Origin of the sequence: Pseudofrankia asymbiotica, assembly GCF_001983105.1 — a bacterium.
Lineage (GTDB): Bacteria > Actinomycetota > Actinomycetes > Frankiales > Frankiaceae > Pseudofrankia > Pseudofrankia asymbiotica.
Genome location: NZ_MOMC01000045.1, coordinates 77,802 through 100,280, shown reverse-complemented (window position 1 = coordinate 100,280; position 22,479 = coordinate 77,802). Strand labels below are relative to the sequence as shown.

The following is a 22,479-nucleotide window of genomic DNA, read 5'->3' as shown; positions in this document are numbered from 1 at the left end:
TCCGCACCCGCGGGCCGCGTCCCGGTCAGACCAGGCCGTGGTTCGGTGGCAGCACGCCGTTGATGATGTGGTTGCCGTTGTGGACGTACTTCCAGCGCGCCGGGTCGTGCAGGGTGTGCGTGCGGGCGTTACGCCAGTGGCGGTCGAGGTCATGCGCGGCGTCGGACGCCGAGGCGCCCATCAGGCCGAAGATCTCGCTGGCGACCTCCACCGCGACGTCGCCGCCGAACGCCTTCGCCTCCGCCACCGCCAGTGACGCCGCGCCCGCGGCCTCGGCGCTCGGCCGCGGCCCGGAGGCGACCGCCGCGTCGAGCGTCTCCGCCGCCCGGCGCAGGAGCGCCTCGGCCGCGTGGACCTTGGCGCCGAGCTGGCCGAAGCGCAGGAGCACGTGCGGCTCGTCGGCCGCGCGCTCCTGCGCGGCCTCGAACCACGGCCGGGCCTTCTCGCGCACGAACCGCGCGCCGTCGGCGAGTGCCGCGCCCGCGATGCCGACGTCGATGGCCGCGTGCAGGATCTGGCCGAACGCGCCGGACACCTGCGGCCGCTCGAACGCCCGCCAGTGCGCCACGACGTTCTCCGGCGCGACGACCACGTCGGTGAGGCGCGTCGTCCCGCTCATCGTCGCCCGCTGCCCGAAGGCGGTCCAGTCCTGCAGCACGTCCACGCCGTCCGCGCCGCGCGGGACGTACGCGACCACCAGCCGGTCCTGGGCGTCGAGGGCGAAGACCGGGATCCACGTCGCCGTCAGCGCGCCCGTGCAGTAGTACTTGGTGCCGTTGAGGCGCAGCGTCCCGTCGGCCGCCGGGAGCAGCCGGGTCCTCATGTCCATGACATGCTTCGTGCCGCGCTCGGAGAGGGCGTTGCCGAACCGCGCGCCCGCCAGCACGTCGCCCAGCAGGCGCCGCTGCTGCTCCTCGGTGCCGTCGTGGCGCAGGACGGAGACGAACACGTAGTGGTTCTGCGGCACCTGGGCCACCGACGGGTCGGCGGCCGCGAGCCGCCGGAAGACCTCGACGAGGGTCACGGTCGACACGTCCGCGCCGCCGAGACGCGCCGGCACCGTCAGCCCCAGCAGCCCGCCGCGGCCCAGCGCCGCGAGCTCCTCGACCGGCACCCGCGCCTGCCGGTCACGCTCGGCCGCGCCGTCGCGCAGCGCCGCCGCGAACGCGTCCGCGATCTCCAGGGCCTCGGCGTCGGAGCCGACGACGTGCGCTCCACCGGCCACCGTGCCCGCCGCCCGGCCGTGCTCTGCCCCGGTCCCGGTCTCGGCCCCGGTGTTGGTCTCGGCCCCGGTCTTGGTCATGACGCCACCGCCGGCGTCCCGCCGGCGTGCGGGGCCAGGCGGCGGACCCGGGGGATGACGTGCTCGGCGAACCGCCGCATCTCCGGCTCGAACGGCTGGAACTGCAGCATGAACGTCTCGATCCCCTCGGCGTGGAAGTCGCGGATCCGCTCGGCGACCTGGTCGTAGGTGCCGACGAGACCGGCCGCGGTCCCGCCGTTGGTGCCGATCGCGGGGAACTGCGCGTGGGTCTGGAACATCACCGCCCTGGTGTCGATGTGTCTGAGCATCTCGGCCACCTTCGGCTCGTCCCTGGCCGCGATCTCCCAGGCGAACGCGAGCGCGTCGCGCGCCTCGGCCTCGGTCTCGCGCGCGATCACGAACGCCGACAGCCCGAAACGCAGCGGCGGCTGGCCCGCTCGCGCACGCCCGGCGACGTCGGCGACGATGGCACGCACCCGCTCGATCGGCTGGCCGTTGATGAAGAACAGGTCCGCGTGGCTCGCGCCCAGCGCGCGCGCCGGCTCGGACTCGCCGCCGAGGTAGACGCGCGGGCGGTCCCGGAACCGGTCCTCCGGGCGCAGCAGGTAACCGTCGACGTCGAAGTGCCGGCCGTGGAACGTCGTGCGCCGGCCCTCGAGGAGCGAGCGCGCGACCGTCAGCCACTCGCGGCCGTAGGCGTAGCGCTCGTCGTGCTCCAGGAACGGCAGCCCGGCCTTCTCGATCTCGGGCTTGTACCAGGCGTTGACCAGGTTGATGGCGAACCGGCCCTGGCTGATCTCCTCGATCTGCAGCGCCTGCTTGGCCAGCACGACCGGGTGGTACAGGAACGGCTTGATCGCCGTGATGATCTCGATGCGTTCCGTCGCCTCGGCGAGCGCGGCGGAGGCGGTCCACGCCTCGAGACCGTCGAGCTCGTCGCTCCACGGGTTGATCGTGTGCTGGGCGACCAGCGTCGTGTCGTAGCCGAGCGCCTCGGCCTCGAGGATCTGGCGCCGGTTGCGCCGCCAGCTGGCGTCGACCGGGTCGTCGGGGTGGTGCAGCGAGGCCCAGGTACCGCTGATCAGCGCCCAGACTCCGAAACGCAGCGGGTGCCGCGCACCGGCCGCCGGTGCGTGCCCGCTCATCGGCGCCCCTCCCCCACGAGCGTGCCGTAGCCGAGCGCGGCGTCGCCGCCCGGCAGGCCCGCGGTCCCCCGCAGGGCCGGCAGCACCAGCTCGCCGAACCGGTAGGCCTCCTCCAGCAGCGGGACGCCGGAGAGGATGAACGTCGAGATGCCGACGGCCTGGAAGTCACGCAGCCGGCGCAGCACGGTCTCGGGCGAGCCGACGATCGCCGTCGCGGCCCCGGGGCGCACCAGGCCGAAGCCCGACCAGAGCGCCTCGTCGAACTCCAGCGCCCGCGGGTCGGCCGGGATCTGCCCGCCGTGCAGCGCGAGCTGGTGCTGCTGGACCTGCGAGTCGGTGCCCGCGAACGCCCGCTGGATGGAGGCGACGACGGCCGGGTCCATGGTCCGCAGGATGCGGCCGGCCTCGGCCCACGCCTCGTCGTCGGTGTCGCGGACGACGACGTACAGCCGGATGCCGTAGCGCAGGGTCCGCCCGAGCTCGGCGGCGCGCGTCGCGACCCAGCCGATCCGGTCGGCCGTGTTGGCCGGGGTGTCGCCGTAGACGAGGTAGGTGTCGATGTGGCGGGCGGCGACCTCGACCGCGGCCGGCGACGCGCCACCGAACCACAGCGGCGGCGTCGGCTTCTGCACGGACGGCAACGCGATCTTCCCGTTGCGCACGGTGATGAAGTCGCCCTCGACGTTGACGACCTCGCCCGCGACGGCGGCCCGCCACGCCGGGATCCACTCGTCCGTGTAGCGGTAGCGGTCGTCGTGAGCCAGCGCCGAGCCCATCGAGGCGAGCGTCGCCGCGTCGCCGTTGACGATGTTCAGCAGGACGCGCCCGCGGGTGAACTGGTCGAGCGTGACGGCCATCTTCGCGGCCAGCATCGGCGACAGCAGCGGCGGGTGGACGGCCAGCAGGAAGCGCATGYGCTCGGTGTGCGTGGCGAGGGCCGCGGCCAGGATGTGGACGTCGTGCGGGCCGGTGGCCAGCAGGGCGCCGTCGTAGCCGAGGCCGTCGATCGCGCCCGAGAGCTGCTTGAGGTAGGCGAGGTCCACGTCGCGCACGCCGCCCGGTGACCACGGTRCGCGGCCGTCGGGAGCGGTGAGGTACCAGAGCACCTCGGTGCCGGATGCGGGTCCGGACGTGGGTGAGGATCGGGTCGCGGGCGGAGTCACGCGCCAAACTCTACAAAACCGCTGGTTAAGGTATGGATTCATCGCGCGCGGCCCGAGCGCCGTGCCCACGACCAGAGGACGAACCCCAGTGCCCCGATCCCTGCGCGGCCTGATTGCCGCCATCCTCCTGCCCGTCGCCATGATCGCCGTCGTGGCGTGCGGCTCGAGCGACGAGGACGGATCCGCGACCGCCGCCACGGCCGGCGGCGCCAAGCCGCTCAGTGTCGCGTTGCTCACCAGCGGCCTCACGAACGACGGCGGCTTCAACCAGTGGGCCGCGCAGGCCCTGCAGAAGCTGCAGTCGGACGGCAGGATCACGCTGCAGGTCCGCCAGCAGCTCAGCGACCCCAACGCGGCCGAGCCGGTACTGCGCCAGTTCGCCAGCCGCAGGTTCGACCTGATCATCGGGCACGGCATCGACCTGTCGGCCTCGGTGCTCAAGGTCGCGGCGCAGTTCCCCGACGTGCACTTCGCCACGACCGGTGACGCCACCCTGGAGCCGAAGCTGCTGCCCAACGTCGAGGGCTGGACCTACGACTTCGGCCAGTTCGGCTACGTGGCCGGCTTCGTCGCCGGCACCGTCAAGGACGTCACCAACGTCGGGATCGTCAGCGGGCCCGACATCCCGTTCGTGCAGGCCGGCCTGAAGGGCTTCGTCGCCGGGCTCGCGTCGACCAACCCGTCGGCGACCACCGCGTCGACGTTCACCGGCGAGTTCTACTCGGCGCAGAAGGAGCAGGAGGCCGTCCGCGGCCTGGTCGCCAAGGGCGCGCAGCTCGTCGCCGCCAACACGGCCGAGGGCAACGGGGTGGCGCCGGCGGCCCAGCAGGCGGGCGTCCCGACCGTCGGGGCCGCCGTCGCCGGCAGCGCGGCGGCCAGGCAGGTGAACATCACGTCGCCGAACCTCGACTTCACCTCGGTCTACGCCGGCTACCTCGACCGGCTGAAGGCGGGCACGTTCGGCAAGCGGTTCGAGACCGGCACCCTGGCCAACAAGCAGATCGGCATCGACCCGGTGAACACCGCCGCGTCGGCCGGCGTCCCCGCGGACCTGCAGGCCAAGGTGGACGAGCTCTCCGCGAAGCTGTCGTCGGGCGAGCTGAAGCTGCCGAGCTTCTCGTGAGTGCCGCCGGCGAGGTCCTGGTCGCCGCCGACGCCGTCGTGAAGCGCTACGGGCGGACCGTGGCGCTCGAAGGCGTCAGTTTCGACGTGCTCGCCGGCGAGGTGCACGCCGTCGTCGGCGAGAACGGCGCGGGCAAGTCGACGCTCGCGCGGATCCTCGCCGGCGCCACGGCGCCCGACGCGGGCGAGGTGCGCCGCGCCGCGTCGGTCGCCCTCGTGCCGCAGACCCTGTCCCTGGTCGGGGCGCTCACCCTGGCCGAGCACGTCGCGCTCGGCCAGGGGATCGGCCAGGGGATCGGTCGGGGCCTCGGACGGGGGCTGGGCCGCTTCTCGGCGGGCGCGGCGCGGGCCAGGCTCGCCGACGCCGCGGCGCGGCTCGGCGCCGCGCCGCCGGCGGACGTCCCGACCGAGCGGCTCAGCCTGCCCGAGCAGCAGCTGGGCGAGCTCGGCCTCGCGCTCGCGCTCGGCGCGCGCGTGCTGATCGTCGACGAGCCGACGTCGAGCCTCGGGCCCGCCGAGGTGGAGCGGCTCGTCGGCGCGCTGCGTGCCGTCGCGGCCGGCGGCGGCGCGGTCGTCCTCGTCACCCACCGGGTGGGCGAGGCGCTCGGCGCCGCGGACCGCGTGACGGTCCTGCGCGGCGGGCGCCGCGTGCACCATGGGCGCGTGGACGAGTTCGACGCCGACACGCTCGCCACCCACATGGTGGGCGAGGTCCCCTCCCCCGCCGAGGTCACCCGCGCCGCGCCGGGGGCGGAGCGGCTCGTCGCCGACGGCGTGGACGCCGGCCCGCTGCGCGGCGTCCACCTCGCCGCGCGGGCCGGCGAGATCGTCGGCGTCGCGGGCATCGCCGGCAGCGGCCAGCACGTCCTCGCGGAGGTCCTCGCGGGCCTGCGCGCGCCCGAGCGCGGGACGGTCGCCGTCGACGGCGTGCCGATCACCGGCGACCCCCGGGCCGCCGTGGCCGCCGGCGTCGCGTACATCCCCGAGCGCCGGGCCGACGGCATCGTCCCGGGGCTGCCCGGCAGCGACAACGCGATCCTGCTGGCCACCCTGCGCGACCGGTCGCTGCGCCGCCGCTGGACCGGCATCCGCGACCGGCGGGCCGAGCGGGCCAGGGCCCGCGAGCTCTTCGAACGCTTCGACGTGCGGCCGCGCGACCCGGCCCTGCCCGCCGGCACACTCTCCGGCGGCAACCAGCAGAAGCTGCTCGTCGGGCGTGAGCTCAGCGGCACACCGGGCGTCGTCGTCGCGCACGGCCCGACGCAGGGGCTCGACCTGCGCGCCGCGACCGCGATCCGCGACGACCTGCGCGCGGCGGCCGCGGGCGGCGCCGCGGTCGTGGTCCTCTCGACCGACCTCGACGAGATCCTGACGATCGCCGACCGCGTGCTGGTCCTCAGCGCTGGCCGGATCACCGACACCTTCACCACCGACGACCGGCCGGACGCCGCCCGTCTCGGGCGCGCCATGGCCGGCCATCCCACCGCGGAGTCCGACGTATGAGCACCTCCACCCCGTCCGGCGGCACCCCGTCCGGCGGCACCCCGTCCGGCGGTGCCGCGCGCGGCCTGCTCGACCGGGCGTTCCCGCCGCCGCGCCTGGGCGACGAGGAGCGCGGCGTCCTCGACCGCCTGCAGGTCGCGCTCGACGAGCGCGTCGAGCCGGCCGCCGCCGAGCACGACGCCCGGGGGCGCTACCCGGCCTCGTCGATCGCCGCCCTCAAGCCGACGGGCATCACCTTCGCCTCGCTGCCGCGCGATCTCGGCGGGATCGCCGCGTCRCACCGGCTGACGCTGGAGGCACAGGTACGGATGGCCGTCGCCGACAGCTCGGTCGCGCAGATCTTCCGCGTCCACGAGGACTGCGTCCGCGAGCTGCACGTCACCGCGGGCCCGGCGCTGCGGACGCGGCTGGGCGAGCTGCTCGCCACCGAGCGCAAGGTGGTCGGGCTCGCCGCCGCGGAGAACGGCCGGCGCGTCGACAGCCCGATGACGACGCTCGCGCGCCGCCGCGACGACGGCTCCTACGTCCTCGACGGCACCAAGATCTACACCACCGGCGCCGCCGGCGCGGACCTGATCGCCGTGGCCGCGTTCGACCCGGTCGCCGGAGCCGAGGACCCGATCGCGGGCATCAGGACCTTCCTCGTGCCGCCCGGCGCGCCGGGTGTGCGCGTCGCCTACGACTGGGACGCGCTCGGCCAGCGCGCCACCGAGTCGGGGACCATCACCTTCACCGCCGTCGAGGTCGAGCCGCCGCTCGGCGGCCTGCTCGCCACCGGGCTCATGCCGCACTCCGGGCCGCGCTTCCAGGCCGGCTTCGCCGCCGAGCTGGTCGGCCTCGGCGTCGCCGCGCTGCGCGCCGCCGCGCCGTTCGTCCGCGACCGCAGCCGGCCGTGGCCGTCGGCCGACACGGAGCGCGCCTCCGGCGACCCCACGGTGCGGGCGCTCACCGGCGAGCTGACGGCCGACCTCGTCGCCGCCTACACCGCCGTCATCGCCACCGGCGACCTGCTCGACGCCTTCGAGGCCGGCGAGATCGACCGCACGCAGCTGGCCGTGCCGATCTACGCGGCCAAGGCCACGGCCAGCCGCGCGGCGCTGCGCGCGACCTCGGAGATCTTCGCGCTGATGGGCACCCGGTCCGCGAAGCGCGAGCTCGGCTTCGACCGGTTCTGGCGCAACGCGCGCACGCTCTCGCTGCACGACCCGGTCGCGTGGAAGCACGTCGAGATCGGCCGCCACGTGCTCGAGGGCTGGGAACCCGAGCCTGGGCTGTACCAGTGAGGCTCGCGCCCCCGCGGCTGCCGTCCGTGCCCGCCCTTCGCTCGCTGGCCTCCGTGCGCTCGCTGGCCTCCGTACGCTCGCTGCGCTCGGGCGGCGCGGTCGCCGCGGCGCTGCTGGCCGCGCTCGTGCTCGGTGGCGTGCTGCTGAGCGTCGCGGGCAGCGACCCGCTCGACGGCTACGACGCGCTTCTCACCGGCGCGTTCGGCTCGCGATACGGCCTCGGCGAGACGCTGGTACGCGCACTGCCGCTCGCGCTCATCGCGCTGGGGGTGACGCCGGCGCTGCGCGCCGGCGTCTTCACCATCGGGGCGGAGGGCCAGCTCGCGGTCGGCGCGCTGGCCGCGACGGCGACGGCTGTCGGGCTCGGTGGCGGCGCCCCCGCCGTCCTGCTCCTGCCCACGGCCGCGGTGGCCGGCGCACTCGCCGGGGGCGCCTGGGCGGTCCTGCCGGCGCTGCTGCGCGTGCGCGCCCGGGTCAACGAGATCCTCTCCACGCTGCTGCTGAACTACGTGGCGCTCGCGCTGCTGAACTACTCGCTGCGGACCTGGCTCGGCACCTCGACCGGCGACTCCACCTTGCAGAGCGATCCGCTGCCCGCCCCCGCGATGCTGCCCAACCTGCTGACCGGCACCCGGCTGCACTGGGGCGTCCTGGCCGCGCCGCTGGCCGCCGCCGCGCTGGCCTGGTGGATGCGCACCCCGCGGGGGCTGGCCTACGAGGTGCTCGGCGCCAACCCGGCGCTCGCCGCGCGGGTCGGGGTGCGCCGCGGCCGGGCGGTCGCCGGGGCGATGGTCGTCGCCGGCGCCGCGGCCGGGTTCGCCGGCTGGCTCAAGGTCGCGGGTGTGGACGGCACGCTCTACCCGAGCGTCAGTGGCGGCCTCGGGTTCAGCGGTGTGCTTGTCGCGCTGCTCGGCGGCCTGCGGCCGGCGGGGATCCTCGTCGCGGCGCTCGTGTTCGGCGCGCTGAGCGCGGGCGCGGACGGCCTGCAGATCGACACCGGCGTGCCGGCCTCCCTCGCGACGGTGATCCAGGGCCTGCTGCTGTTCTTCGTGGCGATCGGCTTCGAGGCCCGCCGTCGCCGCAGGGGGGTGGCGTAGCGATGGACGCGGAGCTGATCCTCGCCGGGGCCGTGCGGCTGGCGACCCCGGTCGCGCTCGCGGCGCTCGGGGAGGCCGTCGTCGAGCGGTCCGGCACGATCAACCTCGGCATCGAGGGCACGATGCTGGCGGGGGCGCTCGCCGGTGCCTACGGCGCCTCCGAGGCCGGTTGGGGCGCCGGCGTCGCGCTGGCGCTCGGAGTCGGCGTGTTCCTCGGCCTGGTGACGGCGCTGGCGACCCTCTGGGGCCGCGCCAACCAGCTGGTCGTCGGGCTGTCCATCACCCTCGCCGCCACCGGCGCGGCGACCTACCTGTACGAGCTGTGGCGGCCCACCGGCACCGAGGCGCCGAACATCCCGCTCGCGCCCACGGTGCACGTGCCCGGCCTGCGCGACATCCCCTTCGTCGGGCCGGCGCTCTTCGAGCAGTCGGTCTTCAGCTACGCGGCCGTGGTCCTGGCCGTCGCGCTGGCCTGGTCGCTGCGGCGCACCGGGGCGGGGCTCGCGCTGCGCGCCGCGGGCGACGACCCGGCCCGCGCGGCGCTGCGCGGCGTGCCGGTGCGGGCGACGCGGACGGCGGCGCTCGCGCTCGGCGGCGCGCTGGCGGCCCTCGGCGGAGCGGTCATCACCGTCGGCTACCTCGGCTCGTTCGACGCCAACGTCACCGCGGGGCGCGGCTACGTCGCGCTGGCCGCGGTCATCATCGGACGTTGGTCCCCCTGGGGCGCGCTCGCCGGCGCCGGCGTGTTCGCGCTGTTCGACTCGGTCGCGATCCAGTCCGGCGCCGCGATGGCCGTACCGGTCGAGGTGCTGACCGCACTCCCCTACCTCGTGACGCTCGCCGTGCTCGTCGTCGTCGCGCGCGGCGGCCGCGGCCCGCGGGCGCTGGGCCAGGCGCTCCCGGAGGACGCCTAGCCCGTCCGCCTGCCGGGGCCAGGGGCGTGCGGCTCAGGTCACGTGGGTGAGCTCGCCGCGCAGGTTGGCGAGCAGCTCCACCGTCCTGGCCCAGTCCAGCGGCTCGCCGACCGGGCCGACGACCAGCTCGGTGACGCCGGCCGCCGCGTACTCGGCGACGGCCCGCGCGACCGTGTCCTCGTCGCCGGCCACGACCGTGTCCTCGACGCCCGAGAGGCCCTGGCGCTCCAGCACGGCCCGGTAGCCGGGGAACTGGGCGGCGAACCCGACCTGCTCGGCGACCCACCGCCGGGTGGCGTCGGGATCCGCGGTCACGCTCGCCACCACCGTCGCCACGATCCGGGGAGCCGGCCGCCCGGCCCGCGCGGCCGCCTCGGTGATGGCCGGGACGATGTAGTCCCCGATCATCTTCGGGCCGGTCCACACCGTCACGGTTCCGTCGGCCAGCTCACCGGCGATCCGCAGCATCACCGGCCCGAGCGCGGACAGCAGCACCGACGGCGCCGGCGTGTTCGGCGCGTCGACCGCGCCGACCGCGGTGAGCGTCTCCCCGTGGTAGTCCACCTGCTCGCCGCGCAGCAGCGGCAGCAGCGGCGACAGGTACTCGCGGACATGGCGAGTCGGCTTGTCGTACGAGTAGCCGAACATGCCCTCGATGAGCGGTGGATGGCTCGGGCCGATCCCGAGCGTGAAGGGCTGCCCGCTGACCGCCTGGACGGTCAGCGCCTGCCCCGCGAGCGCGATCGGGTGCCGGGGGTAGGTCTGCACGATGGCCGTGCCCAGCGCGAGGCCCGGTGCCGCCTGCGCGCTGAGGGCGGCGACCGTGAGCGCGTCCCAGGAGAAGATCTGGCTGAAGTAGGCGCTGTCGAGGCCGGCCGCCGCGGCGGCCCGGACCTGGTCGACGAGCGCCTGTGGGCTCGGGCCGACCCCGTTGACGTACAGACCGATCTTCACGATCTCTCCAAGGTGAATCGGACGCTCCGGTTCCGCTATCAGGTGGACCGTAACATGAACTTCCAGTTCCGTTTCGTCGAGGGGTTCGCCCGAGGGGGTCGCCGTCGTGCGCACCGACGCCCGCCGCAACCGCGAGCTCATCGTCACTACCGCGAGCAGGCTGCTGACCGAGCGCGGGGCCGCGGTGTCGATGGAGGAGATCGCGCGCGCGGCCGGCCTCGGCGTCGGGACGCTCTACCGGCACTTCCCGGACCGGCGGACCCTCCTGGAGGACATCGCCGCCGACGCCGTCGGGCAACTGCTCGCGGCGGGCCGGGCCGAACACGCCCGGGGCCTGACCGGGTGGGAGGTCCTGCTCCAGCTGGTGCGCCGCTGCACGGACCTGCCGCTGGCGCTGATCAAGGAGCTGGCCGGCGGCCAGCCACCGCGCCCCCCGGTCCAGGAGCTGGTCACGGAGCTGAACGCGCTGTTGGAGCGGACCGCCGCGCAGGCACAGCGCGAAGGGTCGCTGCGGGCCGACATCCCGCCCGCCGAGGTCGTCGGCCTGCTGAACGTCATGCTCTGCCGCCCGGGCGCGCGCGCCGACGACCACCTGACCACGGTGATTCTCGACGGCCTGCGGGTCGAGGGCGGTCACGCCGCCGAGCCCGACGCGCCGCCGGGCCGGCCCGACGTCCGGCCGAGAGGCTCCCGAACCTGAGACGGCCAGCGCCTCGGAGGGCACTCACGATCGGCGTCAGAAGGGACCGCCGTCGGCATGCACGGTCTGGCCGGTCAGCAGGCGGGCGGCGTCGGAGGCGAGGACGACGATCTCGCCGATCTCGTCCGGCTCGCGAGGTAGCGGGCGAACGTGTCCGCGTCGTACCGCGGGCCCTCGACCGGCGGTGGGTGTTCGGCGGCGTACGCACGGAACAGCGTCCCGAAGCGGGCGCCGAGGTCCCAGACCAGACCGGGCAGGAGCGGGCTGACCATTCTTTCCCTCCGCTCGACCAGGGCCCGAGCCTGGACGCCGAGGCGGGGGGCGTCGAACCCGGCCGGCACCGGGCCGTTCCCGACCAGGGCGGTGAGCAGGTCGTGCTGCGCCTTACCCAGGCGGTCCCGTACCTCGCCCGGAAGGCGGCGGGTGACCGCCTGGCGCGGGCCGAGACGGTGGCCGCCGCGCGAGCGGACGCGGGGGGCACGCGGTCCGGTGGCCGACCGGGAGGCGCGAGCCTCTTCGACCGTGTTCCGGATCAGTGCCAGCTCGGCGGCGATCTCCCCCGCGGGTGGGTAGTCACGGTCGCGTTCGAGAAGGACTCCCGGTGGGTCGCACCGCGCCGTCAGCTCCGCGAGCAGTCGCAGGCGGATTCCGGAACCGGACGGGCGTGCGTGCGTGCGTGCGTGTCGTACCACAGTCCGTCCCGCGGTTCGCCGCCGGCGACATGCACATAGGCGACCCGCTCCACCGGCAGGTCCCGCAGCAGGAGATCGGATCGTGGTCCAGGTTGATCCAGGCGGCGCCCAGGTTCGCGACGTCCAGCAGGAGGTCGACGCCGGCCCGGTCGACCAGCTCGGTCGGAAGGACACCGGAGACAGCTCGTCGCCGGTCCAGCCGAACAGGGGCGCGACGTTCTCGACGGCGAGTGGCACTGGCAGGGCGTCCCGCGCGATGCGGGCATTCTCGACGGTCACGGCCAGCGAGGTCCGCGTCAACGGCACCGGGAGAAGATGCCCGCTGTTCAGCTCACCGGACCGGCGAAACCGCGTCCGCTTCATCGCGCTGATCGGCGACGAGCTACCGGCACTGACCGCGCTGGGCACCCGGCCCGCCCCACCGGAACAGCTCGACGCGGTCATCACCGCCGGCGTCGACACCTTCCTGCGCGCCTTCGCCCTCTGGCCCGCCGCGTCAGGCGCGCTGGACACCCGGGTGTCGTCCGCCAACGTAGGTGAGGCAGGATCATGACCGTGATCTGGGGTGCCTCAGATTGACTGGCGGAGTCGCGGGCCTTGATCTGCCGTGAGATCTGAGGCAAGTCGCGGTTACCGGTGGGCTGAGAAACGGCCCTCAAGCGGCCATCTGTGACGGCTTCCACCTGCGGCAAGCTCTCACCTACGGTGCGAAGTCCTTGGCGTGATCGGCGGCCCATTCGCGGAACGTGCGCGGAAGTTCGCCTGTGATCTCCTCAACCGTGGAGGTGACCGGCAGCGGCGCGGCCAGCATCTCGGCCCACGCCTGCAGAGCCTGATTCGCGGCCTCCGGCGGCCAGCCGTCACCGATCAGCTTCTCCCGGGCGGCCTCCGGGGACAGTTCCTCGAAACGAACCGGAAGTTCGATCGCCTCGCCGATGAGGCGGACCTGGTCAGCCTGGGTCACCTGCTCGGGTCCGGTCAGTACGTGCTTGGCACCAGCATGTCCGCGGTCGAGAAGCACCCGGACGGCGACGGCCGCGATGTCGTGCTCATGGATCACTGGCCTCGACATGTCGGCGTACGGCCAGCGGACGAGCCCTTCGCGGATCTGCTGGGCCCACATCAGCGCGTTCGACGCGAAACCGTCGGGCCGCAGGAAGGTCCACTCCATTCCGGAGTCCTCGATTAGCCGCTCAACCATGGTGTGCGAGCCGAGGATCGTCGCCGGATCGTCATCGGGTACGCCTCGCGACGACAGGTAGGCGATGCGGGCGGCGTGCTGGGCGATCGTGGCGATCGCGTCCTCGGCGGCGTGGTCGGCCGCCAGCGTAGGCCAGAGCAGGAACACCGCCTCCACCCCGTCCAGCGCGTCCTTCAAACCGGCCGGTGTGGCCAGGTCGCCGCGTACGACCTGCACGCCGTCGGRCAGGCGGGCGGCTTCCGGGTTTCGCGCCAGCGCCCGTACCTCCACGCTGTCGCGCAGCAGCTGGGCCACGACGTGACCACCGACCTTGCCGGTCGCTCCGGTCACCAGGATCATCGGTACTCCATTCCTTGAGATGAGGCTGCGGTCCTTGGGCTCCTCGGCTAAGCAGGTTCGCCGCTGTTCGGCGGAGGCCGAACCCAGCGCTTGGGTGAGGTTGTGTCGGCCGCCGAGACGGTGCGTGCGGTGAAACCCGGTCCGTCGAGATTCCAGGAGATGATCTTGTGCGGGTGGATTCGGAGCACGTCGTTGTCGAACGCAGACATCAGCGGTTGCTCGACGACGAGGATCTCGACACTGCCGCGGATCTCCAGGCCGCGCCCCGTCTGACYACCCGGCCCTACCGATTCCTCGGGTGTGACTTGATCGTCAACGATGAGGGAGATCCGCGGGTCGGCCTGGACGTCGCGGAACTTCTGGCTGCGGCGCAGCGCGGGGGCCGCCTATATCGATCGTCTCGGTATCGAGGTTCATCCAGAGGGCGACTGCGTGGATGTGCGGCGCACCCTATGGCCCGATGCCGGCGAGACGTCGCAGCGGGTGCGTGGCGAGATACYGGCGCTCAACCTCGGCGAGAATCATGATGACACTCTCATACCTCAACCATGGTTGAGGTCAACTCCGTTGCTCGGCCGCGGAGCGACGCCTGGCCGCGGCCGAGATGGTGTCCGTCGCGACACGCAGCCCAGCCACCCGCCCACGCTCACCACTAACTGAGACGACGATCAACGTGGTGTGCCTCAACACAAGTGGCAGAAGCACCGGGATGCCTCAGACATGCTGGCAACGCCTCAGATCAACTGGCGAGCGACACCGGGAGATCCGGACCTCCTGTCTGACGCCAGGGCCACGAAACGGTGCCGGTGGTGCCCCTGACGTCTGCCAGGATTCCCCGTGACGCCGGACAGGATGAGTCGCCCGACCGTGCGCCGGCACCTGCTCCCCGGCGACCGGCGGAAGAGGCCACCGCCGGCCCGACCACCACGTCATCGGCTCACGGCTCACGGCTCATCGGTCCACGGTCACGGCTCACGGTGCCGATCAGAAGAGGCCGCCGCCGGCGTGCACGGTCTGGCCCGTCAGCCAGCGGGCGGCGTCCGAGGCGAGGAAGGCGACGATCTCGGCGATGTCGTCCGGCTCACCCAGGCGCCGCAACGGGTTCTGCGCGGCGATCTGTTCGAGCACGGCTGGCGGTTGGGTCGCGGTGAGCGCTTCGGTCCGGGTCGCGCCGGGCAGCACGCTGTTGACGGTGATCCCGCGTGGTCCAAGCTCCCGGGCGAGGACGCGGACGAGCTCGTCGCCCGCCGCCTTGCTCGCGGCATAGACACCGGCGCCGGGGCGGTGGGTCACGGCCGCTCCGCTGGACACGACGACGATCCGGCCGCCGTCGCGTACCCGCTTGGCCGCCTCGCGCAGCACCATGAACGTCGCCCGGGTGTTCGTGGTGAACATCTGGTCGTAGTCGGTGTCGGACGTGTCCGMGATCGGCGCGAACCGGGCGAGCCCGACGTTGCTGACCACGATGTCGATGCCGCCGTAGTGCCGCTGCGCCGCGTCGAACAGCCCGCGCAGCTGGTCCGGGACGGCGACGTCCGCCGCCAGGGCGACGGCGCGCCGACCGGCGGCCTCCACCGCGGAGACGACCTCCAGGGCCGCCGGGCGGTCCGACCGGTAGTTGACGACGACGTCCGCGCCGCCGGCGCCGAGCCGCCGCGCGATCGCGCGACCGATGCCCCGCGAGCCTCCCGTCACGATCGCGACCCTGTCGGACACGCGGCCTCCATAGTCCAGTACACCGATAGTCGATATCATCGACAAATATGGTCGAGGATGTCAACTGTCGACCAGGTAGACTTCACGGGTGCAACCCAGCAAGGCTGATCGCGATCTGGCCGCCGCGCTGTCGGCGCTGCACCGCCAGGTGGACGTCCTGTACGGGGTGATCGCCCGCCGGTTCGGGCTCACCACCCAGCAGATCGAGCTGCTCTGCCACCTGGACAGCCGCGCCCCGTCGTTCGGCGAGCTCGCGGGCATGCTCGGCTGCGACAAGACCAACGTGACGGGGATGGTCGACCGGCTCGAACGGCGTGGGCTTGTCCGCAGGACCCCCGACCCGGCCGACCGCCGGGTCAGCCGGGTGACGCTCTCCGAGCAGGGCGCGGCTCTCGCGCCCCAGATCCGCACCGCGGTGGCCGAAGCGATCACCGACAGCTGCGGCTCACTGGACACGGCGGACCGCGRCCGTCTCACCGACCTCGCGCAGGCGGCCGCGCACGCCCTCCACACCGGAAACCCGACGCCGGCGATGACATCCGCCCCGGCTCCGCCCGCCTGATCACTGGGTCCGTCCCGTCGGACCTGGAAACCGAACCACCGCCTCGGGAGGCGCACCATGCCGCTCCTGGCACACCTACTAGCGGAGCCCGTGGGCGCCCCAGCTTTCAGGATGCATTCTGGCGGCAACACGGCTGTAGCGGAGGCATTTGGGGCGAGAGCTGGCGGTTGGACGGGATGACCAGCAGTCCGGCAATGAGTTCACCAGCGCCGCCGACACCGCGGCGGCCAGGGCCAGGGGATGAATCATGGATCTTGAACTTGCGGGGCGACGCGCGATCGTGACGGGCGGCAGCCGGGGCATCGGGCTGGCGGTGGCCGGTGCGCTGCTCGCCGAGGGCGCCCGGGTGGTGATCGCGGCGCGCGACGGTGAGCGGCTCAAGGCGGCCGCGGCCCGGCTGGCTGCCGGCGTCGATGGCGCGGTGGTCGTCCCGGTCGTCGCGGACACCGGCAGCGACGAGTCCGTGCGTGAGCTGGTCGCGCGCACGGTCGACGAGTTCGGCGGGGTCGACATCCTGGTGAACAACGCCGCCCGCGTCGGTGGCGCGGGCGGCCCCGGTGGCGTCCGCGGCCTCGCCACGGCGGACGCCGCCGCCGACCTCAACGTGAAGGTGCTCGGCTACCTGCGGACCGCGCAGGAGGTGATTCCGCACTTCGCGGCACAGCGATGGGGCCGCATCATCAACATCGGCGGCTTGGCCGCCCGCCAGGTCGGCCTCGTCTCCGGTTCGATCCGCAACGCCGGCATCGTCGCGCTGACGAAGACCCTCGCCGACGAGCTCGGCGCCCACGGCGTCACCGTCAACGCCGTCCACCCCGGTTTCACCCGGACCGACCGGCACGATGGCACCATCACGGTGACCGAGGAGCAGCTCGCCGCCGCGGCCAAGGGCATCGTCATCGGCCGGGTCGTGACGGCGGACGAGGTCGCGGCCGTCGTCACCTTCCTCGCCTCACCCGTCGCCGCCGCCATCACCGGCGAGTCCCTCGCCGCCGGTGGCGGCACCCCCGGCCCCATCCACTACTGACCGGGCGAGATCGGCGATCTTTTCGTCAACGGCCGCGCCCCGGCCCTCCTCTTCCCGGCGCCCTCGGGTATCCGGTACGGCGGAGCAGTCGAGCCAGCCTCAACGGGCACCAAGCCGGCCGCATCGGGAATTGTGGGCGGATGAACGCCCTCAGGGTCCGGGCGGCTCGGCCGGACGACTACGACACCATCGCGGCGGTGGCGGACGACTGGTGGGGCCGGCCCATCGGGGCAGCGTTCCCGCGGCTCTTCCTCGACCATTTCCACCAGTCCAGCCGGGTCGTCGAGGACGACCACGGCCTGGCGGCGTTACTCGTCGCCTTCTTCTCACCATCTCAGCCACACGTCGCCTACATCCACTTCGTCGGCGTGCGGCCCGACCAGCGCCGCGGCGGTTGGGCACGCCGCCTCTACGAGGAGTTCTTCCACCGCGCCCGGGCGGCGGGCTGCCGAGAGGTCCACGCGATCACCGGGCCGGGCAACACCAGCTCGATCGCGTTCCACCGCCGCCTCGGCTTCGTCGTTGGCGGTCCCGTGTCGGACTACAACGGCCCGGGGCGACCCATGGTGACCTTCCGCCGACCTCTGACGGACGGGTAAGAGCGATGACACCCCAAGACGGCGCCCGGCGCGTCGTGAGTAGAGAATGAGCAGTGGTTAGGCTTTCTCGCGCGGTACCTGAGAATCCGTCCCAGGTTGACGGTGCAGTAATGGTAATGCGTCGAAGGCGAACAGACGCGGAGCGTCCTGTCAGCCGGGTCTGACCTTGCCCATGGGAGGTTCCAGTGGCCGCCGGAGTACTGATCGCGGAGAGCCTGCGTGCCGGAACGGATCTGGACGATGTTTCGCTCATCGTCCGGAAGATTCAACGGTCGGCGCCAGGGAATGTCACCGCCGACCAGCCACCCGTCTGGACGCTCGTCTTCTTCGACGTCGCCGATACCGAAGCTGAGGCCCTGGCCACGCAACTGAGCGACGCTCTGGCTGCACCCGGGTGGTATGTCGACCTTCACACCGCCCAGGACAGCTTCATCGTGTTCCCCGGGCGAGTCATACGCTACCGACGAGGGGATCCGCAGGGACGCGCCGAGGCCGAGGAATACGGCCGCGCTCACGGCATCCCCGATTCGCAACTCGACTGGCCAACCTGACGTTCCACGACCGGGCGGGCACACTGACGTCGGATGGGCGAGCAGGCAGGGCGAACACCACAGATCCCGGCGGAACATCGGCGGCGGAGCCTGGATTGAACGCGATGTGACTGTGTCTTCGAGTGCTACGGCCAGCGTCACGGCGGCCGCGTCCCCGCTGAGCAGCGAGCGCCTGCTGGACGGGGTGGACGCGGCGCCGTTGTTCACCCCGTTCTCGCTGTCCGGCGTCGAGCTCGCCAACCGGTTCGTGATGGCGCCGATGACCCGTCAGTTCTCCCCGAACGGAGTGCCGGGCGAGGACGTCGCCGGCTACTACGCGCGGAGGGCGGAGCACGTCGGCCTGGTCGTGACCGAGGGCACCTATGTCGATCATCCGTCGGCCGGGGCCAGCGACCGGGTTCCACGGTTCTACGGCGATGAGGCGTTGGCGGGCTGGCGCCAGGTCGTGGACGCCGTGCACGCGGTCGGCGGGCGGATCGTCCCGCAGCTGTGGCACCTCGGCGCCGGCCGGACGGCTGGTGATCCCCCACATCCGGAGGCGGCGGTGTTCTCGCCATCCGGCCTGCGGCCCGACGGAACGGTGGTCGGCGCCGAGCCGAGCACCGCGGAGATCGACGAGGTGGTCGCCTCCTTCGCCCGCGCCGCGGCCGACGCCCGCCGGGCCGGGTTCGACGGCGCCGAGCTGCACGGGGCGCACGGCTATCTGCTTGATCAGTTCTTCTGGTCGCGGACCAACCGCCGCGCCGACGGCTACGGCGGCAGCCTGGCGGCACGGGCCCGGATCGGGGCCGAGGTCGTCGCCGCGGTCCGCGGCGAGGTGGGACCGGACTTCCCGGTGATCTACCGGTTCTCCCAGTGGAAGGGCGCCGACTACGACGCCCGGATCGCCGAGACCCCCGACGAGCTCGCGGCGCTGCTCACCCCGCTCGCGGACGCCGGGGCCAGCGCGCTGCACGTCTCCACCCGCCGTTWCTGGCTGCCGGCTTTCGAGGGCTCCACCCGCACCCTCGCCGGCTGGGCGAAGAACCTCACCGGCCTGCCCACCATCGCGATCGGCTCGATCGGCGTGCCCACGGCCTTCCGGGGCGACGCCGAGGACCCTGCGGCGACGCTGAGCCTCGCCCCGCTGCTGGAGCTGTTCGACCGCGGCGAGTTCGACCTGGTCGCCCTCGGCCGCGCCCTGCTGTCCGACCCGGGCTGGACCGCCAAGCTGCGCGACCGCCGCCTGTCCGAGATCCGGGCCTACGACCAGGCCGACGGATCCCGCCTGACCTGACGACCAGTGCGGTGGCCGGCCCACCGCCGCATCGGCCAGCACCCACACCGGTGCCCACTGGGCGCTACCCGACCGAGCCGAGCTCACGGACCTGGGGGCCGAGTAGGGGCCGAGCCGGCCATGCGACCAGACTGCTACGCTCACGGACAGGTCACGAGCGCCAGCGTGAAGCCCCGGCTTGCTGGCCGGCAACCCTCCTTCGCGGGCGGGGTGCTCCGGGTGAGGACCCGGCTCGGCACGTGATGTGTCGGGCAAGCCGCGTTCCCAAGGAGCTTCCCGGCCGTGCCTTCATCTTTCGGCGCCACCGCCACGCCCGACGAACAGAACCCATTGCCGCGATCGGCGCGGTTCCGGAGCGCCGGTGTGGACGACGCCGAGCAGATCGCCGCTCTCCACGCCGACAGCTGGCGCCGCAACTACCGCGGCGCCTATGCCGACTCGTTCCTCGACGGTGATGTGGAAGCCGACCGCCGTGCTGTGTGGTCGGCACGGCTGGGCGGACCGGCCAACAGCGAGACGATCCTCGCCGAGCAGGACGCCCGAGTGGTGGGCTTCGTCCACGTCGGATTCGACGACGATCCGCGGTGGGGCAGCCTCGTCGACAACCTGCACGTGACCCACGACCTCCGCCGGATGGGTATCGGCACACAGCTTCTCCGCCGGGCCGCCCGCGCCGTCGCCGGGCACGGGGCCGACAACGCGATGTATCTCTGGGTACTGCGGCAGAACACCGCCGCGCAGCAGTTCTACCGCGCGCTCGGAGCCACCGCCGAGGGGACGGCGCCGGTGTCACCCCCCGGCGAGGACCCGGCCCGGCTCCACGGCGCGCCGCTCAAGCTGCGCATGGCCTGGCCGGACGTCACGAGGCTCCCCCTCGGCGATCACCAGTGACGTAGGCGTAGAGCGCTCTGATCGCAGCGGCTCGGCCAGGTCGAAGAACTCCAGCAACCGCAGCTCGCGCGGCGACAGCTCGCAGCCCGAGCGCTCGGCGATCTCCGTCCGGATGTGCCTGCTTTCGCTCCATCGCACCAGCGCCGCGACGCCGGCCTCCCGCCTTTCCAGGGACGCCTGACCTGATGCACGAGGAGAGCGCGGCACAGCGGCGCTCACCCGCGCAAGGCCATCCGTTCGCCGCCTGCCGGGACGGCGGTCGGCTACGGCGGTGACAACCAGGTCCTGGCCACCCCGGTCCGCCCGACTCGGCTCGTCGACTCGTCGGCTCGTCGGCTCGTCGGCTCGTCGGCTCGTCGGCTCGTCGGCTCGTCGGCGGGATGGTGTCCCTGCCGCTACCACCCTCAGGCCGGCCTTCTCGGCCGCGTCCCGGACCGGGACAGTCGGAAAAGGCGCTCGAAGACGTCGAGCTCGACATGCGAATCAGCTGCGAATCAGCCTCTCGACCGAAAGGCAGGACATTGTCTGTACCAGAAGTCGTCTTCGGCTTCGGTGCGCACAGCGGCATCGACGACGGGCCGGAGCTGTTGCGCCTGGCCGAACAGGCCGACCGGGACGGGCTCGACATCTTCTCGCTGTCGGATCATCCCTATCTCGGCGGGCGGCTGGACGCTTACGCCTCCATCGGATTCGTCCTCGGACAGACCAGGCATCTCGCGGCCTTCGCCAACGTCACGAACCTGCCGACCCGGCCCGCTCCCATGCTGGCGCGGACCGTGACGTCACTGTMGGCGCTCTCCGGCGGCCGCGTCGTGCTCGGCATGGGCGTGGGCGGGCTGTGGGACCGGATATCCGACATGGGCGTGCCCCATCTGTCGCCTGGCGACGCCGTCGGCGCCTTCGAGGAGGCGATCGTCCTGGTCAGGAAGCTGTCCGGTGGCGGCCCGCCGGTCACCCACCGTGGCCGCTACTACCAGGTGAACCAGATCGAGCCGGCTCCGGTGGCCGCCGCCCCCGTGTGGACCGGATCGGTCGGCCCGAAGTCCCTGGCCGCCACCGGACGCGTGGCCGACGGCTGGATCCCCGGCCACGCGGCGGACTGGCTCAGTCAGCGCTACCGGGAGTCGCGGCCGAGGGTCGACGAGGCGGCGGCCGCCGCGGGCCGCGACCCGCGCGAGATCCGGACGGTCTTCAACGTCCCAGGACGCATCACCGACCGGCCCACGGCCGCCACCCGCGACCGTGACGGCCGCTGGACCGGCGGCGGCGCCGACCAGTGGGTCGAGGAACTGACCGGGGCCGTGCTCGGGTATGGAGCATCAGGCTTCCTGCTCTTCTCGCCCGGCGGTGGCACGCCGGACGCTGTTTCCGTCGCCCGCTGGGCCCAGGAGATCGTCCCAGCGGTGCGCGCGGCGATCGCCAAGGAAAACGGCTAGAGATCCTGGCGGGAGCACGCTACACGGCGACGAGACCGCGCGCGGCTGCCTGCGCGCGGACGGCGGGGATCACCTCCCGGGCGAGGATCTCCTGGTCGGCGACGGTCGGGACGGCGAGCAGCAGCGCGGTGAAACCGGCCGCCACGATCTCGACGAGCTGCTTGACCACGGCCGGAACGCCGCCGCCGACCGCCTGGGGGCTGGGCCGCGCGACCGGGTCGAGACGCACGATCACGTTGCAGGCACACGTGATCGCGGCCGGATCACGGCCGGCATCGCGCGCGGCGGCGAGCACGGCGGGCCGCATCTGCCGGGCGCGGTCCAGACCGATCCGGCCGATCGAGGGCAGCCAGCCGTCGGCCAGCTCGCCGGTGAGCGCGAGCGCTCTGGGCCCGTAGGAGCCCAGCCAGATCGGGATCGGGTGGTCCGGCAGCGGGTCGATGCGGGCGTCGTCAACGGCGAACTCCTGGCCGTGGAGGGTCGTGGACTCGTTCGCCCACAGGCCGCGGATGATCCCGATCGCCTCCCGCTGGCCGGTGATCTTCTGGCCGGGCGTCCGTTCGGTCAGGCCGAAGGCGTGGAACTCCTGGTCGAACCCGCCGCCGCCCAGCCCGAGGACGAACCGGCCACCGGAGAGCCGGTCCACCGTCTCGGCCGTCTTGGCGACCACCGCCGGCGGCCGGTAGGGCAGCGCGAGGACGTTGGTGGCCAGCTCGATGCGGCGGGTCTTCCCGGCGAGCCAGCTCAGCGTGACCAGTGGTTCGACGGTCGTGCTGTTGCTGTGCAGGTGGTCGCTGAGGCTGAACAGCTCGAATCCGAGTTCGTCGGCGCTCTGCGCGAGGTCCAGGGTTCGCTGGGCGGTCAGCCCGGCGACGGCCCCGCCGGCGCCGAACACGAGCCGGGACCCGAACAGGCCACTCATACCGCGCCCCCGGGGATCCCGGGCCGGCACCGGGGGTGGCCCGGGATCCGCGCCGACGGCGACGGCGCGGGCCGGGTCCGCGGACCAGGCCGACCAGGAGCCGGGGTAGAGCGCGGCGCCGT

21 protein-coding genes, 1 pseudogene and 1 riboswitch are annotated in these 22,479 nt (G+C 73.3%); of the genes and pseudogenes, 13 read left to right on the top strand and 9 right to left on the bottom strand.

Annotated elements, in window-relative coordinates:
- Positions 1–25: 25 nt before the first annotated feature.
- The 3 genes from BL253_RS22280 to BL253_RS22270 are packed head-to-tail and all read right to left on the bottom strand — an operon-like array spanning position 26 to position 3,572.
- Positions 26–1,303: an SfnB family sulfur acquisition oxidoreductase gene (locus BL253_RS22280; RefSeq protein WP_241835011.1), complete on the bottom strand. Its 1,278-nt coding sequence runs from the start codon at positions 1,301–1,303 to the stop codon at positions 26–28.
- Positions 1,300–2,409, bottom strand: a complete 1,110-nt coding sequence (locus BL253_RS22275; protein WP_076819061.1) for an LLM class flavin-dependent oxidoreductase — start codon at positions 2,407–2,409, stop codon at positions 1,300–1,302. The genes BL253_RS22280 and BL253_RS22275 overlap by 4 nt, the downstream gene beginning before the upstream one ends.
- Positions 2,406–3,572, bottom strand: a complete 1,167-nt coding sequence (locus BL253_RS22270) for an LLM class flavin-dependent oxidoreductase (protein WP_096336059.1) — start codon at positions 3,570–3,572, stop codon at positions 2,406–2,408. The genes BL253_RS22275 and BL253_RS22270 overlap by 4 nt, the downstream gene beginning before the upstream one ends.
- An 88-nt stretch (positions 3,573–3,660) precedes the next feature.
- On the opposite strand from BL253_RS22270, the gene BL253_RS22265 reads away from it, so the two are divergent.
- From BL253_RS22265 to BL253_RS22245, 5 genes are read left to right on the top strand one after another with little or no spacing between them, the layout of a single operon-like run.
- Entirely contained in the window at positions 3,661–4,695 is a 1,035-nt protein-coding gene (locus BL253_RS22265) for a BMP family lipoprotein (RefSeq protein ID WP_076819060.1), read from the top strand.
- Positions 4,692–6,197, top strand: coding sequence for an ATP-binding cassette domain-containing protein (locus tag BL253_RS22260; protein ID WP_081438561.1), 1,506 nt, complete (start codon positions 4,692–4,694; stop codon positions 6,195–6,197). The genes BL253_RS22265 and BL253_RS22260 overlap by 4 nt, the downstream gene beginning before the upstream one ends.
- Positions 6,194–7,480: an acyl-CoA dehydrogenase family protein gene (locus BL253_RS22255; protein WP_076819059.1), complete on the top strand. Its 1,287-nt coding sequence runs from the start codon at positions 6,194–6,196 to the stop codon at positions 7,478–7,480. The genes BL253_RS22260 and BL253_RS22255 overlap by 4 nt, the downstream gene beginning before the upstream one ends.
- On the top strand, positions 7,477–8,577 hold the full coding sequence (locus BL253_RS22250) for an ABC transporter permease (protein WP_158230396.1): 1,101 nt from the start codon (positions 7,477–7,479) through the stop codon (positions 8,575–8,577). The genes BL253_RS22255 and BL253_RS22250 overlap by 4 nt, the downstream gene beginning before the upstream one ends.
- Before the next feature lie 2 nt (positions 8,578–8,579).
- On the top strand, positions 8,580–9,491 hold the full coding sequence (locus BL253_RS22245) for an ABC transporter permease (protein WP_076819058.1): 912 nt from the start codon (positions 8,580–8,582) through the stop codon (positions 9,489–9,491).
- 33 nt (positions 9,492–9,524) lie between these two features.
- Here the strand turns inward: BL253_RS22245 and BL253_RS22240 are convergent, their stop codons facing one another.
- The gene (locus BL253_RS22240; RefSeq protein ID WP_076819057.1) at positions 9,525–10,445 is read right to left on the bottom strand and encodes a TIGR03564 family F420-dependent LLM class oxidoreductase; all 921 of its coding nucleotides are present in this window, start codon (positions 10,443–10,445) and stop codon (positions 9,525–9,527) included.
- A 106-nt stretch (positions 10,446–10,551) separates the two neighbouring features.
- Between BL253_RS22240 and BL253_RS22235 the strand changes: the two genes are divergently transcribed.
- The gene (locus BL253_RS22235) at positions 10,552–11,145 is read left to right on the top strand and encodes a TetR/AcrR family transcriptional regulator (RefSeq protein WP_076819056.1); all 594 of its coding nucleotides are present in this window, start codon (positions 10,552–10,554) and stop codon (positions 11,143–11,145) included.
- 74 nt (positions 11,146–11,219) lie between these two features.
- On the opposite strand, the gene BL253_RS43925 is transcribed toward BL253_RS22235, so the two are convergent.
- The 4 genes and pseudogenes from BL253_RS43925 to BL253_RS22210 all read right to left on the bottom strand — a co-directional run bounded on the left by BL253_RS43925 (position 11,220) and on the right by BL253_RS22210 (position 15,093).
- Positions 11,220–11,837 carry a DUF692 domain-containing protein gene (locus BL253_RS43925; RefSeq protein ID WP_241835010.1) on the bottom strand — a complete coding sequence of 206 codons (618 nt, stop codon included), beginning with the start codon at positions 11,835–11,837 and terminating at the stop codon, positions 11,220–11,222.
- A gap of 225 nt (positions 11,838–12,062) precedes the next feature.
- A pseudogene (locus BL253_RS45455) lies at positions 12,063–12,200 on the bottom strand (hypothetical protein); the annotation flags it as partial.
- Positions 12,201–12,537: 337 nt separating this feature from the next.
- Complete coding sequence (locus BL253_RS22215; protein WP_076819054.1) at positions 12,538–13,377, bottom strand: SDR family oxidoreductase; 840 nt, start codon at positions 13,375–13,377, stop codon at positions 12,538–12,540.
- A gap of 984 nt (positions 13,378–14,361) precedes the next feature.
- Positions 14,362–15,093, bottom strand: coding sequence for a glucose 1-dehydrogenase (locus BL253_RS22210; RefSeq protein WP_081438558.1), 732 nt, complete (start codon positions 15,091–15,093; stop codon positions 14,362–14,364).
- A gap of 88 nt (positions 15,094–15,181) precedes the next feature.
- Here BL253_RS22210 and BL253_RS22205 point away from each other — a divergent pair, with 88 nt between their 5' ends.
- The 7 genes from BL253_RS22205 (at position 15,182) to BL253_RS22170 (ending at position 21,435) form a co-directional block, all read left to right on the top strand.
- Entirely contained in the window at positions 15,182–15,655 is a 474-nt protein-coding gene (locus BL253_RS22205) for a MarR family winged helix-turn-helix transcriptional regulator (protein ID WP_076819052.1), read from the top strand.
- Between the two features lie 247 nt (positions 15,656–15,902).
- On the top strand, positions 15,903–16,682 hold the full coding sequence (locus BL253_RS22200) for an SDR family NAD(P)-dependent oxidoreductase (RefSeq protein ID WP_076819051.1): 780 nt from the start codon (positions 15,903–15,905) through the stop codon (positions 16,680–16,682).
- A 140-nt stretch (positions 16,683–16,822) separates the two neighbouring features.
- The gene (locus BL253_RS22195; RefSeq protein WP_076819050.1) at positions 16,823–17,281 is read left to right on the top strand and encodes a GNAT family N-acetyltransferase; all 459 of its coding nucleotides are present in this window, start codon (positions 16,823–16,825) and stop codon (positions 17,279–17,281) included.
- A 185-nt stretch (positions 17,282–17,466) separates the two neighbouring features.
- Entirely contained in the window at positions 17,467–17,832 is a 366-nt protein-coding gene (locus BL253_RS22190) for a CHRD domain-containing protein (RefSeq protein WP_076819049.1), read from the top strand.
- A 106-nt stretch (positions 17,833–17,938) separates the two neighbouring features.
- The gene (locus BL253_RS22185) at positions 17,939–19,108 is read left to right on the top strand and encodes an NADH:flavin oxidoreductase (protein WP_076819048.1); all 1,170 of its coding nucleotides are present in this window, start codon (positions 17,939–17,941) and stop codon (positions 19,106–19,108) included.
- Between the two features lie 149 nt (positions 19,109–19,257).
- Positions 19,258–19,372: riboswitch (SAM riboswitch) on the top strand.
- 99 nt (positions 19,373–19,471) lie between these two features.
- A complete protein-coding gene (locus BL253_RS22180) occupies positions 19,472–19,999 on the top strand; it encodes a GNAT family N-acetyltransferase (RefSeq protein WP_241835008.1) in 528 nt (175 codons plus the stop codon).
- A 521-nt stretch (positions 20,000–20,520) separates the two neighbouring features.
- Entirely contained in the window at positions 20,521–21,435 is a 915-nt protein-coding gene (locus BL253_RS22170) for an LLM class flavin-dependent oxidoreductase (protein WP_076819046.1), read from the top strand.
- 19 nt (positions 21,436–21,454) lie between these two features.
- Here the strand turns inward: BL253_RS22170 and BL253_RS22165 are convergent, their stop codons facing one another.
- On the bottom strand, positions 21,455–22,357 hold the full coding sequence (locus BL253_RS22165) for an LLM class flavin-dependent oxidoreductase (RefSeq protein ID WP_076819045.1): 903 nt from the start codon (positions 22,355–22,357) through the stop codon (positions 21,455–21,457).
- Positions 22,358–22,479: the final 122 nt, after the last annotated feature.

Bases quoted from the DNA above. Each gene is read 5' to 3' on its own strand.
- BL253_RS22280 (WP_241835011.1), bottom strand. From the start codon at position 1,303: ATGACCAAGACCGGGGCCGAGACCAACACCGGGGCCGAGACCGGGACC.
- BL253_RS22275 (WP_076819061.1), bottom strand. From the start codon at position 2,409: ATGAGCGGGCACGCACCGGCGGCCGGTGCGCGGCACCCGCTGCGTTTC.
- BL253_RS22245 (WP_076819058.1), top strand. From the start codon at position 8,580: ATGGACGCGGAGCTGATCCTCGCCGGGGCCGTGCGGCTGGCGACCCCG.
- BL253_RS22200 (WP_076819051.1), top strand. From the start codon at position 15,903: ATGGATCTTGAACTTGCGGGGCGACGCGCGATCGTGACGGGCGGCAGC.
- BL253_RS22195 (WP_076819050.1), top strand. From the start codon at position 16,823: ATGAACGCCCTCAGGGTCCGGGCGGCTCGGCCGGACGACTACGACACC.
- BL253_RS22165 (WP_076819045.1), bottom strand. From the start codon at position 22,357: ATGAGTGGCCTGTTCGGGTCCCGGCTCGTGTTCGGCGCCGGCGGGGCC.